12 protein-coding genes are annotated in these 18,285 nt (G+C 33.3%); 9 read left to right on the plus strand and 3 right to left on the minus strand.

Translation table 11 applies throughout. The annotated features are described in order from the left end of the window. Positions 1-221: 221 nt before the first annotated feature. A complete protein-coding gene (gene polA, locus FHK87_RS12535) occupies positions 222-3,050 on the plus strand; it encodes a DNA polymerase I (RefSeq protein ID WP_140593385.1) in 2,829 nt (942 codons plus the stop codon). A 29-nt stretch (positions 3,051-3,079) separates the two neighbouring features. Here polA and FHK87_RS12540 read toward each other — a convergent pair whose 3' ends face one another. The 3 genes from FHK87_RS12540 to FHK87_RS12550 form a co-directional block, all read right to left on the minus strand. Beyond that, positions 3,080-3,595: a hypothetical protein gene (locus FHK87_RS12540; RefSeq protein WP_140593390.1), complete on the minus strand. Its 516-nt coding sequence runs from the start codon at positions 3,593-3,595 to the stop codon at positions 3,080-3,082. A 53-nt stretch (positions 3,596-3,648) separates the two neighbouring features. Then, entirely contained in the window at positions 3,649-4,863 is a 1,215-nt protein-coding gene (locus tag FHK87_RS12545) for a serine hydrolase domain-containing protein (protein ID WP_226294222.1), read from the minus strand. Between the two features lie 150 nt (positions 4,864-5,013). Then, positions 5,014-7,713, minus strand: a complete 2,700-nt coding sequence (locus tag FHK87_RS12550) for a DUF5916 domain-containing protein (protein ID WP_140593395.1) — start codon at positions 7,711-7,713, stop codon at positions 5,014-5,016. 285 nt (positions 7,714-7,998) lie between these two features. On the opposite strand from FHK87_RS12550, the gene rplM reads away from it, so the two are divergent. The 8 genes from rplM to FHK87_RS12590 all read left to right on the plus strand — a co-directional run bounded on the left by rplM (position 7,999) and on the right by FHK87_RS12590 (position 17,667). Continuing rightward, positions 7,999-8,454 carry a 50S ribosomal protein L13 gene (rplM, locus tag FHK87_RS12555; RefSeq protein WP_140593397.1) on the plus strand — a complete coding sequence of 152 codons (456 nt, stop codon included), beginning with the start codon at positions 7,999-8,001 and terminating at the stop codon, positions 8,452-8,454. After that, a complete protein-coding gene (rpsI, locus tag FHK87_RS12560) occupies positions 8,454-8,840 on the plus strand; it encodes a 30S ribosomal protein S9 (protein ID WP_140593400.1) in 387 nt (128 codons plus the stop codon). Before rplM ends, rpsI begins: the two co-directional genes overlap by 1 nt. 198 nt (positions 8,841-9,038) lie before the next feature. Continuing rightward, complete coding sequence (gene rpsB, locus FHK87_RS12565; protein ID WP_140593402.1) at positions 9,039-9,839, plus strand: 30S ribosomal protein S2; 801 nt, start codon at positions 9,039-9,041, stop codon at positions 9,837-9,839. A gap of 162 nt (positions 9,840-10,001) precedes the next feature. Continuing rightward, positions 10,002-10,823 (plus strand): translation elongation factor Ts, encoded by an 822-nt coding sequence (tsf, locus tag FHK87_RS12570; RefSeq protein ID WP_140593405.1) that lies wholly within the window; start codon positions 10,002-10,004, stop codon positions 10,821-10,823. 469 nt (positions 10,824-11,292) lie between these two features. Next, on the plus strand, positions 11,293-12,000 hold the full coding sequence (gene pyrH, locus FHK87_RS12575) for a UMP kinase (protein WP_140593407.1): 708 nt from the start codon (positions 11,293-11,295) through the stop codon (positions 11,998-12,000). A 75-nt stretch (positions 12,001-12,075) separates the two neighbouring features. Further along, positions 12,076-12,639, plus strand: a complete 564-nt coding sequence (gene frr / locus FHK87_RS12580) for a ribosome recycling factor (protein ID WP_140593412.1) — start codon at positions 12,076-12,078, stop codon at positions 12,637-12,639. An 89-nt stretch (positions 12,640-12,728) separates the two neighbouring features. After that, positions 12,729-15,173: a DUF5686 family protein gene (locus tag FHK87_RS12585; protein WP_140593414.1), complete on the plus strand. Its 2,445-nt coding sequence runs from the start codon at positions 12,729-12,731 to the stop codon at positions 15,171-15,173. 85 nt (positions 15,174-15,258) lie between these two features. Next, the gene (locus tag FHK87_RS12590) at positions 15,259-17,667 is read left to right on the plus strand and encodes an efflux RND transporter permease subunit (protein ID WP_140593416.1); all 2,409 of its coding nucleotides are present in this window, start codon (positions 15,259-15,261) and stop codon (positions 17,665-17,667) included. The last annotated feature ends 618 nt before the right edge of the window (positions 17,668-18,285 follow it).

An 18,285-nucleotide genomic window follows, 5' to 3' on the forward strand; every position in this document is an offset into this window, starting at 1 on the left:
TAACTTCGTTTCACTTATAAATTATTCAAAACAAAGAAATACCGTATTATAAAAAATTACTATCGTATTTATAGCAGTTGATACATTGTTATCAATTTTATTTTGGGGCGAAGTGCCGTCATATATTGGCGGCATTTCTTTTTTTATTTCTCACATTACATTATTGACTTTATAATTTCAGAAATCTTCTTTCTATATTGCACCTCTAAAATCAGATTTATATTATGTCACAAAAACGTCTTTTTCTACTTGATGCTTATGCTTTGATTTTTAGAGGTTATTATGCACTGATCAAAAATCCCAGAGTAAACTCTAAAGGTCAAGATACTTCTGCAATCATGGGTTTTGTAAACTCATTATTTGATGTAATCAAAAGAGAAAGGCCAGACCACTTAGCAGTTGCTTTTGACAAAGAAGGCAGTAAAGATAGATTAGAGATTTTTCCTGATTATAAAGCGAATCGCGATGAAACTCCCGAAGCAATTAGAATTGCAGTACCAATCATTCAGGACATTTTAAAAGCAATGCACATTCCTATCATCGAGCAAGCAGGAGTTGAAGCTGATGATTTGATAGGAACTATTGCCAAACAAGCAGAAAAGCAAGGGTATAAAACCTACATGGTAACTCCTGATAAAGATTATGCTCAATTAGTCTCAGATAATATTTTTATGTATCGCCCCGCAAGAATGGGTAATGGTATTGAGATTTGGGGTATCCCAGAGGTTCAAAAAAGATTTGAAGTAGAGAGACCTGAACAAGTAATTGATTATTTAGGAATGATGGGAGATGCAGTGGATAATATTCCGGGATTACCGGGTGTAGGAGACAAAACTGCTAAAAAATTTATTGCCGCCTACGGTTCTATGGAAGGCTTATTAGAGAATACCGATAAGCTCAAGGGGAAAATGAAAGAAAAAGTAGAAGCCAATGCAGAATTAGGTCTCTTATCCAAAAAGCTTGCTACTATCATGATAGACTGTGATGTTACCTTCAGCGAGGATGACTATGTACTTTCTGAACCTGATAGCAAAAAGGTACAAGAGATTTTTGAAGAACTAGAATTCAGAAGGCTTAAAGATCAGTTTATTAAGATTTTTTCTAAGGAAGAAGACTCCGTACAAAACAGTGGTTCTTCTACTAGCAAAAAAAGTACTACACAAGCAGGAGCAGGTCAATTCTCGTTATTTGGAGAAAATATTGAAAATGGAGCTGAGACAGATACTTTCTCTAATAGAAAAACAATTGCAAACACTAACCATTTCTATCAAAGTATAGCACCGGGGATGGCAATGAAGCTTTTTGTACAAAACTTATTAAAACAAGAACACGTATGTTTTGATACAGAAACCACAGGTCTTGATGCGCTAACAGCAGAATTGGTTGGTATCGCGTTTTCATGGGAAATAGGCAAAGGCTATTACATTCCATTTCCTGAAAACAAAGAAGATGCACAAGAATTCATAGAGATTTTACGCCCATTTTTTGAATCCGATACCGTTGTAAAGATTGGCCAAAATCTAAAATATGATATCAAAGTATTGGCAAAATACAATGTAGAAGTCAAAGGAGAGCTTTTTGACACCATGTTAGCTCATTATCTTATCAATCCCGATATGAGACATAATATGGATGTACTTTCAGAAACCTATCTAAACTACACCCCAATATCTATCACAGAATTGATTGGTAAAAAAGGTAAAAACCAACTTTCATTCAGGCAAGTTCCTCTCGAAAAGCAAACAGAATATGCTGTTGAAGACGCGGATATCACTTTTCAATTAAAAGAGCATTTTGCTCCAGAACTCAATGCTGCCAACACTCTTTCGTTGTTCAAAGACATCGAAATTCCTTTGCTGAGGGTATTAGCCGATATGGAAATTGAAGGGATTAATCTAGACAAAGCATTCTTAAAGTCTCTCTCACAAGAACTTGATAATGATATTACTTCTCTTGAACAAAAAATCTATCAAGAAGCAGGAGAAGAATTCAACATAGCCTCTCCAAAACAACTTGGAGTAATTCTTTTTGAAAAAATGAAACTCGTAGACAAGCCCAAAAAGACAAAAACTGGGCAATATTCTACCGCAGAAGATGTACTTTCTTATCTAGCAAAAGATCATGAGATTATAAGAAACATTTTAGAATTTAGAGGACTCTCCAAATTAAAGAGCACTTATGTAGACGCATTACCGAACCAGGTTAATGTTGTTTCTGAGCGAGTTCATACAGACTATATGCAAACTGTAGCAGCTACAGGAAGATTAAGTTCTAATAATCCTAACTTACAAAATATTCCTATCCGCACAGAAAGAGGACGACAGGTAAGAAAAGCATTTATACCAAGGAACGATGAATACACGCTGCTTGCAGCCGATTACTCACAAATAGAACTACGAATCATTGCCGCTTTAAGCAAAGAGGAAACCATGATTCAAGCTTTTAAAAATGGAGAAGACATTCACGCCTCTACAGCTGCAAGGGTATTTAATGTACCTATCGAAGAAGTTAGCAGAGAACAACGTGGTAACGCAAAGACTGTAAATTTTGGTATCATCTATGGTGTTTCAGCATTTGGATTAAGTAACCAAACGAGCCTTACCAGAAGCGAATCAAAAGACCTTATTGACACTTACTACAAGACGTATCCCAAATTACGAAATTATATTAGTGAACAAGTAGATTTTGCAAGAGAGCACGGATATGTACAGACAGTTTTAGGCAGAAGACGCTATCTAAAAGATATAAACTCTGCTAATGCCGTAGTTCGTGGAGCTGCAGAACGTAATGCTGTAAATGCACCGATACAAGGTAGTGCCGCTGATATTATTAAAATTGCGATGATCAATATTCATAAAAAACTAAAAGAAGGAAACTATAAAACAAAAATGCTATTACAGGTTCATGATGAATTGGTATTTGATGTCTACAAACCTGAGTTAGATGAAATAAAAACCATGATCAAGACTGAAATGGAAAATGCATATCAACTAGAAGTACCATTGGATGTTGATCTTGGATTGGGAAATAATTGGCTAGAAGCACATTAAAAAGAGATACCAACCTTAAAAACAGCATGTTATTTTTCAAATACTAACACATAAGTCCCATTTGTAGTAGTTATAGCACCTTCTGAATCTCTATTTACAAGAATTAAACTTTGCTCTTCAGAAGTCATAACCCCATTAATTAAAGACATTAATAAGGTTTGATCAATCTCATTAAAAACATAGTTTAATACTACAACTTCATTTTCTTGTGTATAAGTACCCTGTATATCTTGAGTAGTACAAATTATATTTTGCACAGGCATACCAGTATCATTAATCTCTTGTTCTAAAAAGGTAAACCGCCCTGTAAACGTACCATCCTCATTCAAACGAATAAAAGAACTGTTATGACAATCTGTTTCTAAAATCTGATTTTCAGACGATACCTTGTCATTATTTATATCTGTACCAGGATTAGTATTGTATCCTACCAAAGAATATATACCTAAGACTGGTATTTTTACATCTCCAGCATCATCATCTGATACACATGAAAATGCAAACGCAATAAGAAAAACTAAAGAAGTAATGATTTTTAAACGCATTTTAATGGTATAATAAAAAAAGATACTTTGTAAATATAACCATTTAGTGCTTATTAAAATTTTTGTTTTTCGGATCCAGTCTTATTCATATTGATATAAAAATCATAATAATTCAAAAAGGTTGGAACAGTAACCGGGCTCAGAAGATTTGGAGCATTAAAAAGCGCGCAAATAGCAATCTTGTTTTCCGGGTCTACCATTAGTTCTGCTTTATATTGGTTCACATTTCCACTATGATAGATTAAAGTTCTACCCCTATAATCAAGAATACGGTATCCTTTGGCGTAAAAAGAATCCACTACACCTTCCCAATAATTAACATTAATGTCTTCATTATTTGTACAGATAAAAGGATTAAAAACTGTAGCCAAAGCTTGAGGAGAAATAATATCAGGCCTATATCCTAATAATATTTTTAAATACTCACTCATATCCGTAATAGAAGCATTAACACCACCCGCAGCAGCTACATTATAATAGTTTTTATGAATAGAAGTGATATTATACCGCTTAGCATAAGGATTAAAACTATGAGGCAAAGCTACATTATCATTACTCTTTATAGCATTGTATGTACTCGAAGCATTATACATTTTTGCAGGAATAAATAATCTCTCTTGTATCAATTGATCAAAAGGGACATTAGTTTCTTTCTCCATTACTTTTTCTATAATAGAAAAAATAGCATTTTGATATTCGTAATCAACCCCTTCTTTAGCAATAACTCCTTTATATCTAAATTGAGGAATAATTCTATCCAGCGGTAAACCTTTATGAATAAGCTTCGTATATGTATATTTATACAGCCCGGTTGTATGAGACAGCAAGTGATTCACCTCTATCCTTTCAGCCTGTTCACGATCTCTTAAAGAAAAACGATTGATAGACGCTTTAATCAATTGATTCCATTTTAATTCATTATGATCAACTAGATTCCCTGCTAAAACCGAAGTTACTCCTTTTGATAAGCTAGCGATCCTAAAAACCGTATTCACATCTACAGAATCAATTGTGTTTACAGCTTTTACTCCATAACCTTTTTTCAAAACAACTGTAGAATCCTTTATAATAACAAGTGCTGCCCCCGGGCATTCAGAAATTTGAAAATTAGTTTTAAAAAAGCGCTCATAATGATCAATAAAATTCTGAAATGAAACATCAGGATCAACAACTTCTTCAACGATTTCTACTTCTTCTTCAGATTTTTGTTCAACTTTTTTACAACAAAAAAACAATACCAATACACTACAAAAGAAATATTTACTCATATAAAAACAATATGATGCAAAATACATTTTAAATCAATACTAAAATCGAAGTTCTGCAAGCATTTAAAAAGCATCTACTTTAACTCCTTGATTATCTGAGAAAACAATATCAATATTCCATAACTCAATTCGCAATCTTTTTATTTAGAATTACAATACAAATCGATATGTTAGTTTTATAAGAAAAGTATTTTCTGGTTGTTGCCCTAGAATCTGATCATCCAAACTTCTAAAAAGATGCTGCCTAGAATCGCCATCACCTGTTATTCCTTGTGACCAAACCAAAAACAACTCTGATCCCGGTATATACTCCCAACGTAATACCAGATTAGATCTAAATTGAACAAAAGCAAAATCAGGATTATCAAAAGTATAATCTTCAACCCCATCTTTGTCTTCATCTACAGAATACTCATCATCAGTTTCATTAAATAAAATTTGAGTAGTATCAAATAAGGTAACCCGTTCACTCAAATCATTAGCTACAGCATTATTAACAAAGTTGAAATCTTTATATCTACCTCGAGATATAAAAGGTTCGCCGTAATACTGTATTGTAAGATTAGGATTAATATTATAATTGAGACGAATACTAGTGCTTAATGTTTGTTGATCTATATCACCGGTAATATACCTAGGAACTCCATTAAAATCGACTTCATCTACATATTGTGTTTTATTAGGCTCAAGTCTGAATTCTGGATTGAGTGATATGCTCAGCGCATTAAATGGTTGATATCTGAGTCTTAGTACAAACCTATTAAAAGAAAAACTATTTTGCTGTGCTCTCGACCCACTATATCCAACGGTAAAATTAAATCTTTTCCTCTGGTCAGAACCAAAAAACAGATATGCAAAATTCTCATCAGAAAATCGCCATCTCGGACCTCCACGTAAAAAGGTATTTGTAAAAATCCTAGGCTTGTGACCAAAACCAAGCTCTGTCCACCAATTATTTTGATAATTCATAAAGCCTTCAACCTGATATTGGATACGATTATAATTACCCTCAAAATCAAAAGTGGTAAACTGATCGAGTTTAATATTAGCTCTTCTATAAAACTTTGTTGGTTTCAAAAACAAATATCTTGCGCTAATAAACTGTCTAATATCATCTGCTTGTCTCAAAAAACCAATATCATTTAACTCTAACTCTGGTGAACGCCAGAACACACCTGCTTCGTATCTCCATCTACCGCCACCTGATTTTCCGCCTACCAATTTGCCCCCAGTACCCGTTAATGAAGTTCTATTGGGATCGACCTCTACATGATCGGCATCTACTCTTTGAAAAAGATGTGTAAGTTCTTTTTGTGTTTCTTCTATAGCTTCTTTTGACCCTGTGACATGACTCGCTACTATATTACCTTCTATAAAATATTTTCTTTCTTTCCAATTATGCCTAAAATCTAATCCGGCAGAATAAGCAGACTCCCTCAAGAGGTTTAAATTATTTTCGCGTGTTCCAACCACTTCAATGGTTTCGTCTGTATTTGGATCTTCTTCATCGATATCAAAAGCATTTCCCAAATCTCGATGTGTTGCAGTAAAAATTCCACCAATAAAGGAATTCCTATTATTAAAATCTTTTTGAACTCTACTTACAAAATAATTTGTTAATGGCTCTACAATAGCTTCTCTCCTATTACCATTTTCATCTTCGATTTTAGCTATTTCTCTAGAAGTAACACTTTCTAAAATACCGATAGACCATCCATTTTTTGTTTTCCCACTAAATTTTGCCGCTCCCAGAATTGTCGTATTTGAAGGCCTATCTATAAACTCATCATCAATCTCTGATATAGAACCTTGTGGAGTTCTCCCTATTCTTCTTGAGTAAAACACATTATCTTGACCGTTTGCAAATTGATAATCAAAAATGTTTTTATTTTCTACAAAAAAAGGACGCTGTTCTCTAAAAAAGATTTGAAAACCATCTAAAGCAATCGCTGCAGGGTCTGCTTCTACTTGCCCAAAATCAGGATTAACAGTTAGATCGAGAGTAAGATCATTTGTAATACCGATTTTAGCATCTAATCCTCCATTAAGTTTAAAATCTTGTCCATCCCTAAAAGGATTATTTTCTTCCTCTGGATATGTATCTAGTTGTGTTACTCCAAACGGTTGGATTTCTAACTGTTTTTGTGGCTGGATATCCAACAGTCCATGTAACTCACCAAACTCACTTACCCATCCTGGTGCATCTTGAGGTATTCTTTGCCAAACAGATCTTTCATCATTTCTAAAAAACCTTCGGTTTACCTGTAATCCCCATATCTGTTCCTTACTTTTTCCAAATTTTAATTGACTTAGAGGAATCTTTACTTCTGCAATCCACCCATCTTTATCGATACTCGTTGCTGTATACCAAATAGGATTCCAACTATCATCCCAATTATCTCCGTTTTGCGATATAAATTCATCTCCCTTTACTCCAGCAGCTGTTATAGTAAATGAAAAACCAGTTCTTTTGTCATGATAAGTATCTAAGTTAATCTCTACCCAATCTCCTGCAAAACCATCTCTACGAGACAACCTGTTTTCTATTTTTTCAGGCTCTGAATCAAAACATCTATAAGCTACATATATATATTTCTGATCATAAATAATTTTGAATTTGGTTTGTTGAGAAGGAGGAGTATTCTCATCAGGTTCATTTTCTATAAAATCTCCTGTCCACTCTACAAGATCCCAAGCAGATTCATCTAAAACACCATCGATATTAGGAGCTTCAGTTCCATTTAGTGGTTTTGTTGTATAAATACGTTTTTCTACTTTCTGAATAGTATCCTGTGCATTAAAAGTTGTGGTAAGCAGAATAAAAATCAGAAAAGAGTAATATTTTTTCATGAGATGTAGCGTGTTGTCTAAGTAAATGTATTTAACAGGATCAAATAATTTTATATTTGTAACACTTATCAGATATTTTTTAATAAAAAATTAACACAGTAAAATTAAAAACAATCAAAATCTACACTGTATTCTCAATAAACCAGATAGATGTTACTGAAAACCAATGCATCATCTAAAAAAAATAATATCAAATACCTATTTGCTATATAAATATATAATTGTACATTTGCACCCCTATTTTATATAGGAAAAGGAATGTTTAATTAGTAAAAAAGAATTAGTGTGGACACATTAAGTTACAAAACAGTATCTGCAAACAAGGGAACCGTTACCAAAGAATGGTTACATGTAGATGCTGAAGGACAGACTTTAGGACGTCTTTCTTCTGTAGTAGCTATACTACTTAGAGGTAAGCACAAACCTAATTTTACCCCACACGTTGATTGCGGTGATAATGTAATTATTACTAACGCCGACAAAATCAACTTAACAGGAAAAAAGTGGACTGATAAATCATATATCCGTCACACAGGTTATCCTGGTGGGCAAAGAAGCCTTACTGCTCAGGAATTATATGACAAAAATCCAGAGCGTTTAATCGAAAAAGCGGTAAAAGGAATGTTACCTAAAAACAAATTAGGAGCAGCTTTATTCCGTAATTTAAAAGTGTATGCAGGAGCAGAACACAGTCATGAAGCTCAGCAACCTAAAACTATTAACTTAAAAGAATTTAAGTAATGGAAGTTATTCACAAAATTGGTCGTAGAAAAACGGCTGTAGCTAGAATTTATTTAAAAGACGGTTCTGGAAAAATCACAGTGAACAAAAGAGAGCTTGCTGAGTATTTCACAACCGGACCTTTACAATACAAAGTAAACCAACCTCTTGTTATGACTAGCAATGAGGACAAGTACGATGTAATTGTAAACGTTTATGGAGGAGGAATCACAGGTCAGGCAGAAGCTGTACGTTTAGCAATATCTAGAGCTGTTTGCGAATTAGATGAAGAAAACAGATCTGTATTGAAGCCTGAAGGCCTATTAACACGTGATCCAAGAATGGTAGAACGTAAGAAATTTGGTCAGAAGAAAGCTCGTAAGAAATTCCAGTTCTCTAAACGTTAATATATCGAACAATTGTATCGATATTTATCAAAGTTATTATTCTCAATTAAGAATTAACTTTAGATTTTAATTAAAAATAAAAAACTGTATTTGTTGTTACCTCACAGAGGGTTAGTTTAGCATCTAAATGCACAAGGCCATACATCAAAGTAGCCACTTGAGCATTGCTAATTCAACAGAACGTAAACTATTACAAAAATGGCAAACAATATCGAAGTAAAAGAGTTACTTGATGCAGGTGTACACTTTGGACACCTTACAAGAAGATGGGATCCAAATATGGCTCCATACATCTATATGGAACGTAATGGTATCCATATCATCAATCTTTATAAAACTGCTGCAAAAATAAATGAGGCTAGTGAAGCCCTAAAGAAAATAGCAGCATCCGGAAGAAAAATTCTATTCGTAGCTACCAAAAAACAAGCTAAAGAAATAGTAGCAGAAAAAGCAAGCAAAGCAAATCAGCCTTACATCACAGAAAGATGGCCAGGAGGAATGCTTACTAACTTTGTAACTATTCGTAAAGCGGTTAAGAAAATGGCTGCTATCGATAGAATGAAAAAAGACGGTACTTTTAACACATTATCTAAGAAAGAACGTTTACAGGTTGATCGTTTAAGAGCAAAATTAGAAAAGAACTTAGGTTCGATCTCTGACATGACTCGTCTACCTGGAGCATTATTTGTTGTAGATATTACTCGCGAACACATCGCAGTAAAAGAAGCTCAAAAATTAAACATTCCTATTTTTGCAATGGTAGATACCAACTCTGATCCAAGACAAGTTGATTATCTTATCCCTGCAAATGATGATGCTTCAAAATCAATCGACAAAGTAATGACATACGTTTCAGATGCTATTATCGAAGGTTTAAGCGAAAGAAAAGCTGCCAAAGATGCTCCTAAAAAAGAAGCTCCAGCTCCAGCTCAAAAAGAAGCTCCAGCCCCAGCTCCTGTAGCAGTAGCAGAAGATACCGCAAAACAAGAAGAAGAATAAACAGATTGTTCATCACAATCTTTTATTTTAGGTTAAGTGAATACACACAAAGCTTAACATTAATATAAAACAGATGAGTCGTTTGGTTATTTACTTTTGCAGTATTTACACTAAACGACTTATTTTTTAAAACACACACAATAAAATTAAATAGTTAACGATATGGCTAAGATTACCGCCGCAGAAGTAAATAAATTACGTAAAGCAACAGGTGCAGGAATGATGGATTGTAAAAAAGCACTTGTAGAAGCTGATGGAGATTTTGACAAAGCAATTGAAATCCTTAGAAAAAAAGGACAAAAGGTTGCAGCTAATAGAGCTGACAGAGAATCTACTGAAGGCGCAGTTATTGCAAAAGTAAACAACACACAAAACAAAGGTGTAATTGTTTCTCTTAACTGCGAGACTGATTTTGTTGGTAAAAACGAAAGTTTTATTTCATTAGCTCACGAATTAGCAGAATTAGCATTAAGCGCTTCTTCAAAAGAAGACTTACTTGCTATGGATTTTAACGGAATTTCAGTACAAGAAAAACTTACTGAACAAACTGGAGTAATCGGAGAAAAAATTGAAATCGGTGATTTCAGAGTTTTAGAAGCTCCATTCGTAGGTTCTTACATACATGCAGGTAATAAGATAGGTGTATTAACTGGTCTTTCTGGTGGTGCAGATGGTGCAGATGTTGTTGCAAAAGATGTTGCAATGCAAGCAGCAGCGATGAATCCTGTAGCGCTAAACGAAGATGGTGTTGATCAAACTGTTATCGACAAAGAAATAGAAATCGCAAAAGATCAATTACGTCAAGAAGGAAAACCTGAAGAAATGTTAGACAATATCGCAAAAGGTAAAATCAAGCGTTTCTTCAAAGACAACACTCTTGTAAATCAAGCTTTTATTAAAGACAACAAGAAAAGTGTTGCTGATTACGTAAAAACATTAGGTGACGTATCTGTAGTTGCTTTTGAAAGAGTAGCTCTAGGATAAATAAACCTAAATACAAATACTACTACTTTTGAAAAGTAGTTAGGCATAAAACAACAAAACCGCTCTTTAACAAGAGCGGTTTTTTTCTTCAGCATTTTCAAAATATCTTTTTCATAAACTCTTGACATTATACAAGTTTTGATGATCATCAAAACTTGTCCCCCAAAATAAAAGGTTAACTCCCCAATCAACCTTAACTATACAAACATCAAATGTTTACATAAACAAAATGCCAAACTTATACTCCAAAAATATTTTTCTCTCTCAACATCTTTTTTGTTTTCCACAAGGCAAACGTATAACATAATTCTACACAAACCAATACCCTTTGCAGGGGAAAAACACCCTTTTTTTCTAAAAAAGGCAAACTTTAACATTTACCTATATCATAACAGAATCATGTTTGTTTTTTTTAAGTATTTCGTAAATTAAGAATATCATTATATTTGCACCACAGTTAAACCTAGCAATGAAATACAAAAGAATACTACTTAAATTGTCCGGTGAAGCCTTAATGGGTGAACGCCAATACGGAATCGATCCAAAAAGACTAGCAGAATATGCCAATGAGATAAAGCAAATAACAGATAAGGGCGTACAAGTTGCTATTGTGATAGGTGGAGGAAATATTTTTAGAGGAGTTGCCGGAGCAAGCAAAGGTATGGACAGAGTTCAAGCAGACCATATGGGAATGCTCGCTACGGTAATTAATGGATTGGCTCTACAAAGTGCATTAGAAGATGCCGAGATACCGACAAGACTTCAATCTGCAGTAAAAATTAATGAAGTTGCAGAACCTTTTATCCGTAGAAGAGCAATGCGCCACTTAGAAAAAGGAAGAGTTGTTATTTTTGGAGGCGGAACAGGTAATCCATATTTTACTACAGACTCTGCCGCAGTATTAAGAGCAATAGAAATTAATGCCGATGTAATTTTAAAAGGAACTCGAGTAGATGGAATATACACTTCTGATCCCGAAAAAAATGCTGATGCTACAAAGTTTGATTTTATATCATTTGATGATGTTTTAAGAAAAGGATTAAAAGTAATGGATACTACTGCTTTTACTTTAAGTCAAGAAAATGAGCTACCAATCATCGTATTTGACATGAATAAAACCGGGAACTTATTCAAAGTAGTTTCTGGAGAAACTATAGGAACACACGTTAATCTTTAAGCAAAATGAGCTCATCTGAAATAGCACGATCAGACAAAGCTTTTGTATGATAAGTCAAAAGAAAAGAATAATAAAATGAACGAAGAAATAGATTTTATTATAGATTCTACAAAAGAATCTATGCAGGCTACAATCACTCATTTAGAAAAAAAACTACTTAACATTAGAGCAGGAAAAGCTTCTCCTGCAATGCTAGGTGGAGTTATGGTCGAATATTACGGATCTCCTACCCCTCTTAATCAAGTTGGTAATGTGAGTACGCCAGATGCAAGAACCATAACCATTCAACCTTTTGAAAAATCAATCATTCAAGAAATCGAAAAAGGAATTCTTGCTGCCAACCTAGGCTTCAACCCAATGAACAATGGAGAAAGTGTGATCATAAATGTACCACCTCTTACTGAAGAACGCCGTAGAGATCTTGTAAAACAAGCAAAAGCAGAAGCAGAAGATTCTAAAGTTGGGGTTCGCAATGATCGTAAAAATGCAAATAACGAAATTAAGAAGCTAGAAAAAGAGGGACTCTCTGAAGATATGGCAAAAAACACAGAAGTAGACATACAAGAGCTTACCGATACATTCATCAAAAAAATCGACGAAATGTTAAATGTGAAAGAAAAAGAAATTATGACTGTTTAACATTTCTTAATGTACGTTAATTATACCTAAAGCGTTTTCTTATTGGAAACGCTTTTTTGTATCTTCGCCTTTTGAACTCATTCGGCATAATGCAGAGCAGGCTTTTTTGTTTACTATTTTTCACACATTTTGTTTTACTGTCTCAAGTTAATCTAGAAGGTATTGTAGTAGACAAAACCACCGATGAGCCATTATCCTTTGCTACCATTAAAACAAACACAGGTTCCTATGCATTGACATCTGTGAAAGGAACTTTTGCCATCAGATGCAAAAGCCACCCCGTCAACCTAACCATTAGTTATTTGGGATACCAGACTCAAATAATCGAACTCACTGAGAAAGATTCAAAAAATATAAAAATTGAACTTCAGCCCAAAGAAGAACCTTTGGATATCATAAAAGTAAATTCTGTCAACAACAATCTTGCCTCCAGGATTATTAAGGAAGCTATTCGAAAAAAGAAGCTCAATAATCCTCAAAAAGTATTAAATAGTTACAGTTATAAAAGTTACAATAAGTTAAAAATCACCGAAGACAATCAAGCCCGGCTCAATACTATAGACACCTCTAATGTAGAGATGAAACGCTTAATCAACGATGCGCATTCTTTTTTATCAGAAAAAATAAGTTTTCATCAGTTTAAGAAAAATACCGAAGAAAAAGAGACAATATTGGCGACTAGAATGACTGGTTTTGAAGAACCTATATACAATGTATTGGGCATCAAAATACAATCAAATTCTTTGTATGAAGAAGAATACACCATTTTCAACAATAAATATATTAGCCCTCTTTCTAATCGTGCATTGCGTAATTACTATTATAAGATTTTAGATACTACTCAAACCAAAACACCTGCATTTGTAATACTTTTTCAACCTCGAAAATCTAAAAGTTTTGCTGGATTAGAAGGCGTTCTGCATGTAGACATAAAAACATTAGCAATACAAAAAGCAATTATTGAGTTACGAGGAGAACTTAATGTAATGGCAAAACATGACTTCAAATATTTTTCTGAAGCAAAAAATTGGTTTCCGATAAGTCAAGAAATTAGCATTAGACCCGGTAATGGAAGACAAAAAATAAGCTTATTTGGAGGACAAATCTCAGTAGGCAGGTTAGCAAATGACCAAAAGAGTTTTTCTGGCAATAATGATTTCTTAATATCTAAAACAGATTTACTGGACATAGAACTGAATACAGATATTATTGCAAAATCCAAACAAGCTTCTATAAAGATTGACCCCTCTGCAACTAGCCGCCCGGAAAGCTATTGGCAACAATACAGAACCAGTTCTATTACACAAAAAGACTTAAATTCTTTTCAAGTTGTTGATAGCATTGTAAACGCTCAAAAGATTGAACGTAAAATTAATGTTATACAAGGATTCAACTCTGGGTATTACCCTGTAAGCTTTTTTGATTTTGATTTAACTTACCCTATAAAATTTAATAATTTTGAAGGACTCCGTTTAGGAATTGGTGGTCAAACAAACAGCAAATTTTCTAGTCGTTTCAGGCTTCAAGGATACTTTGCTTATGGTTTTAGGGACAAAGAGTCTAAATATGGTTTTGGGGGAGGTGTTCTATTAAACAAAAATTCTAATTCGTGGTTAAATGTAAACTACACAGATGACATAAAAGAAGTAGGTAGTTTTCTTTATCTAACGGATAGAAGAGTATATTCATTATTTGAACCACGTCTTGTAAACATTGATTTTTATTACAAACACAGGACATGGAGCACGAGTTTACAAAAACAAATATTCCCAAAATTACTCTCAGAAACTCAATTATCGATAAGCAATATTACACAAACAGATAGCTATCTTTTTAGTAATGACAATGAACTATTTTCTGCTTATAAAACTGCAGAAGCTACTCTTGCATTACGCTGGAGCCCGTTCAGCAAATTCTTAAAAACTCCAAACAATTATAAAGAAATTACTGATGGGTATCCAAAAATAACCGCACAATACACTCAAAGTTTTAAAGGAGTTTTAGGTAGTGATTTTACCTACAGCAAAATCGGCTTGAAAGCAGAATACATTGTTAATCGGATTAATCAATCCAGAACTAGTTTTCTGTTTGAAGCAGATATTGCATCCGGTGACGTACCCTTAACACATTTATATCATGCATATCCCAATGCACCAACAGAAGAAAAAGTTTTTCAAAGATTCTCTGTCGCAGGAAGAAGAACATTTGAAACTATGTTTTTTGGTGAGTTTTTTAGTGATAAATTAGCTACACTACAAGTAAAACATACTATCCCCCCTATTAGAATAGCCAATTGGCTGAAACCAGAACTGGTACTCATCACAAGATATGCAATAGGGGATGTAGATGATTTAGAAAGTCATCAAAATGTCGAGTTTTCTTCATTAAATCAAGGGTTTCAAGAATCAGGATTTGAAATCAATAAATTATTTGCCGGTTTCGGTCTTAGTTTTGCTTATAGATATGGAGCATACCACTTGCCGAGAATTGAAGATAACATTTCTTTTAAGTTCACTTTTTACCTCAAATTATAAGAATTTTGAACTTGATCATTTTCTTTATAAAAATTCATAAATAATAACCTATCAAATCCTTACATTTGCAGCAGTAAAACACAGGATGACAAAATTATTTAGTTTCGGGTTTTGGAATTCATTGGCTGGAGTTATTTTACGTAATAGAGCCATTATATTCTTAATAATAATAGGGATTACCGTTTTTTTAGGTTTTCAATGGAAGAACATGAAGTTATCATACACAGAAGCGAACCTTCTTCCTGATGACCATGAAGTTAATATACAATACCAAAAATTCCTTGACAAATTTGGAGAAGAAGGCAACCTTATAGTAATGGCTATAAAAGACAGTTCTCTTTTTACTCCCAAAAAATTAAAAGCTTGGAACGATTTTAACAATTCATTCAAATCGTACAAAGAAATTGATTTAGTTGTATCTCTTGCAGATATCAAAAAACTAAAAAAAGAAGATAACCCTCAACGATTTGAGCTTGTTCCTTTTATAAAAGACAGCACAAACTATACTGACCAACAAGTTGCAGAATATAAAGATGAATTATTTAATAAACTTCCATTTTACGAGGGATTAATCTACAGTAAAAATTCTAATACGATACAATCAATTCTTTATCTAAAGAAAGATATCGTCAATACATCGCTAAGAAAAAAGTTTATTGAAAACACCTTACAACCTTCTGTAATTGCTTTTGAGAATGAGTATGATGTCGATATTAAGGTTTCTGGTATGCCTTATATCAGAACACTTAACTCTCAAAACATAATGGACGAAATTCTGGTTTTTATACTAGCAGCACTTTTAGTAACGTCACTTATTTTCTTTTTCTTTTTTAGATCATTTAGAGCAACTTTTATCTCTATGACGGCAGTTATCATAGGAGTTATGTGGGCTTTTGGGATTTTAGGACTATTAGAATATGAGATCACAGTGCTTACAGCTATTATTCCTCCTCTGGTTATTGTAATAGGAATTCCTAATTGTATCTTTTTAATTAATAAGTATCAACAAGAAATAAAAAAACACGGTAACAAGGCAAAGTCTTTACAGCGTGTCATCACAAAAGTAGGTAACGCCACTTTGATGACAAATGTTACCACTGCATCTGGATTTGCCACATTCGCGCTTACAGAAAGTAAGTTGTTAAAAGAATTTGGGATCGTTGCTTCAATAAATATAGTAGCTCTTTTTGTACTATGTTTATTGGTTATAACAATTATATATAGTTATATGCCCCAGCCACAAGAAAGGCACCTAAAACATCTTGGGAAACGCTGGATAGAAAGGCTGGTAGATTGGATGGAAAATATGGTAAAAAACAGGCGTATTACCATATATTTCTCTTCTGTAATTATATTGATGACCAGTATTATTGGTATTTATATGATTAAAGTTTCGGGCAGTTTATTAGAAGATATGCCCAAAGAAGCTGGTTTTTACAAGGATATCGAATTTTTTGAAAATGAATTTGATGGCATCATGCCTCTAGAAATCTTGATTGACACAAAACGTAAACAAGGCGTATTAAAACTCCCAACAATAAAACGCATAGAAAAACTACAAGAATTACTAGAAGAAACTCCTGAGTTATCCAAACCAATCTCTATAGTCAACCTTGTAAAATACTCTAAGCAAGCTTTTTATAACGGAAATCCAAAATATTACCAAATTCCTACTAGCCAAGAACGTAATTTTATTTTACCATATGCAAAAAGCTTTGAATCACAAGGAGGAGTAATGCAAAGTTATGTTGATTCTACAGGACAGTATGCTAGAATCACTACTTTTATGAAAGATGTAGGAACTGAAGAAATGGAGCGTATTGAGAAAACTTTAGCTCCAAAACTAGAAAAGATATTTCCTAGTGATAGATACGAAGTATCATTTACAGGAAAAGCCCTCATCTTTCAAAAAGGGACAAAGTATCTCGTATGGAATCTTACCTTTTCACTTGGTCTGGCTGTAGTACTCATTGCACTTTTTATGGCTTGGATGTTTAGATCATTCAAAATGATTATAATCTCTTTGATCCCAAATTTACTCCCTTTACTTATGACGGCAGGATTAATGGGCTTTCTTGGCGTCCCTATAAAACCTTCTACTATACTCGTTTTTAGTATTGCCTTTGGTATTTCGGTAGATGATACGATACATTTTCTAGCCAAATATCGACAAGAATTAAAATCAAACCATTGGAGAATTCGAAAATCTGTATTTGCCTCTCTCAGAGAAACAGGAGTAAGCATGTTTTATACCTCTACAGTATTGTTTTTTGGGTTTTCTGTATTTATGATTTCAAGTTTTGGAGGCACAAAAGCACTTGGTGGGCTGGTATCTACCACCTTACTATTTGCAATGCTGGCAAACTTACTATTATTACCTTCTTTATTACTTTCATTAGAAAGAAGTATTGCTAACAAAAAGACATTAAAAGAGCCTAAACTAAAGATCATTCCTAACGACGAAGACCTTGAAGAGAAAAAGGAACAAGAATAACATATCTATTCTATCTCTCTTTTCTTTAATAACTCTACCCTTTATATTAAAACAAAAAAAGCCCCGCAAGAAGCGGGACTTGATAAGATAGATACCCCAAATCTATCCATGAACTAAACTTAACGTAAACACAATCGTCATAATTGCAATTACAATATATACCCGTTGTTTGTAATATAAAACACCTCTTGGGGGGGGAAAATCCCCTATTTATAAAAAAAGTCAATATTTAACATAAAATTAAGATCTAAAAACAACACAAAACACTGTTTTACAGATATTTAAACAAAATAAATTCTTCTCAAGAAAGTAAAAAAAAAGGAATTTTTAAGGGTAAAATAGCTCGAATTATGGTTTTTTTATAGAATCACTACTGCAAAAAGACGTCAAATTTTATTTTTTGCACTAAAAAACCTTTACAAAAGTGTTGCAATACTTCTTATTTTTTATGCTATTTACTTATTTGAATTCATAACATCATGATTCTGTCAGATTAAAAAATTATATTTGCTCCTCTTATTTTTTACTTATCAAAATCTATTTCCTTTCAGAAGGAAAAAGTGTACATAAGAAAAGAATAAGATTTGATATCATTAAAGATAAAATCAAGAAGTTGTA

The sequence above is a fragment of the Aquimarina algicola genome, assembly GCF_006443095.1.
Taxonomy (GTDB): Bacteria; Bacteroidota; Bacteroidia; order Flavobacteriales; family Flavobacteriaceae; genus Aquimarina; species Aquimarina algicola.

What these genes read in the sequence shown, in the direction of transcription:
- FHK87_RS12540 (WP_140593390.1), bottom strand. Translation starts at nt 3,595, where the DNA reads ATGCGTTTAAAAATCATTACTTCTTTAGTTTTTCTTATTGCGTTTGCA.
- FHK87_RS12545 (WP_226294222.1), bottom strand. Translation starts at nt 4,863, where the DNA reads ATGAGTAAATATTTCTTTTGTAGTGTATTGGTATTGTTTTTTTGTTGT.
- FHK87_RS12550 (WP_140593395.1), bottom strand. Translation starts at nt 7,713, where the DNA reads ATGAAAAAATATTACTCTTTTCTGATTTTTATTCTGCTTACCACAACT.
- rpsI (WP_140593400.1), top strand. Translation starts at nt 8,454, where the DNA reads ATGGAAGTTATTCACAAAATTGGTCGTAGAAAAACGGCTGTAGCTAGA.
- rpsB (WP_140593402.1), top strand. Translation starts at nt 9,039, where the DNA reads ATGGCAAACAATATCGAAGTAAAAGAGTTACTTGATGCAGGTGTACAC.
- tsf (WP_140593405.1), top strand. Translation starts at nt 10,002, where the DNA reads ATGGCTAAGATTACCGCCGCAGAAGTAAATAAATTACGTAAAGCAACA.
- pyrH (WP_140593407.1), top strand. Translation starts at nt 11,293, where the DNA reads ATGAAATACAAAAGAATACTACTTAAATTGTCCGGTGAAGCCTTAATG.
- frr (WP_140593412.1), top strand. Translation starts at nt 12,076, where the DNA reads ATGAACGAAGAAATAGATTTTATTATAGATTCTACAAAAGAATCTATG.
- FHK87_RS12585 (WP_140593414.1), top strand. Translation starts at nt 12,729, where the DNA reads ATGCAGAGCAGGCTTTTTTGTTTACTATTTTTCACACATTTTGTTTTA.
- FHK87_RS12590 (WP_140593416.1), top strand. Translation starts at nt 15,259, where the DNA reads ATGACAAAATTATTTAGTTTCGGGTTTTGGAATTCATTGGCTGGAGTT.